Source organism: Stieleria mannarensis, assembly GCF_014154935.1.
GTDB lineage: Bacteria > Planctomycetota > Planctomycetia > Pirellulales > Pirellulaceae > Stieleria > Stieleria mannarensis.
This window is the reverse complement of the sequence record NZ_JACEHH010000166.1, coordinates 1-1,062: the sequence shown is the minus strand read 5'-3', so window position 1 is coordinate 1,062 and position 1,062 is coordinate 1. Positions and strand designations below refer to the sequence as shown.

At 57.0% G+C, this 1,062-nt stretch carries 1 pseudogene; it reads right to left on the bottom strand.

Annotation, left to right across the window (positions count from 1 at the left end):
- Positions 1 to 35: 35 nt before the first annotated feature.
- Positions 36 to 1,062: pseudogene (locus H1B37_RS32910) on the bottom strand (hypothetical protein); the annotation flags it as partial.

Sequence of the window (1,062 nt, the reverse complement as noted above, 5' to 3'; positions counted from 1 at the left end):
GGGTGCATTCCCATTTAGTTGACGCGGAAATCACGCTAATCGCCGGTTGAAATGAGTTGTTGATCAGTGGCTTCAACTTTGCAGCTCATGGGACGAGGCTCCCAGTGCCAGTCGTCGCTTGCTTGCGTGCGTCGAAACTCGGCCAGTTCGCCGATTGATTCATCCCAACGATCCGGAATCAAGTGAGCACGAACCTGAAGCATCTGTTCCGCATTTTCACTCTTCCAAAACATCGCATTGCTCTTCAGTCGCAAATTGATCACCCGTCGGATGCTGCTTTCGATGGCGCCGCTGCCGCAAGGAACGCCGCTCCGTCGATAGGCGGGGTAACTCAAACGCCCCGCTTCTCCGTGGCGGCAGAGGTAGTGGATTTCCGTCTCCAATTCCGACGTCGATCCGCCTTCGCGTTCAAGTCCTGCTAACTCATCAACCACTTTTCGCCATTGGCCGTTCCGCAGCAGCGTTCGCAGTTGACGATAATGCTGCTGGCGGACCTCCGCTTCGAGCCCGAGCGTAGCAAGTGCCTTGGAGACATGATGCACCGCATGACAGCAGTCCAAGACCTGATGAGTAACCACATCGGTCAACCCGGCCAATTGAATGATTCGATCAATACGATCCCAGATCCAGGGGGCGCCATCGGCGACGAACGTCACGCTTTGCGCTTCGGCAGCCCCGAGTCGATGAAGGTGCATCGCCACCACTTCGGCGATCGCGTCGGGCCCAAGCAACGTGCCGTCGATTGTCGCCTTATGCTCTTTGACCATCCGCCCTTGATCGTCATGAACAAAGATCGTCATCAGCTTCGGCTCACGCCAGTCCGATGAAAACGAGCGAGAGGGTTTCTTGGCCGAGCGTCCGGGTGCGTCGGTTTGGCCCTGATCGGCATCAGCGGGCGACTCACTTGAAGTCGATGCGGGCTTCATTTTGCCGCGTATTTTCATTCTTCCGCCGTCAATCTGAACGGACACCCGTTTCCCGGCAAGCTCACCGTTGCTCGACAGTTTCCCCCGCCGAAACAATTCGAGCCGATGCCGCCGCAATCGCAATAATCCGTCACCG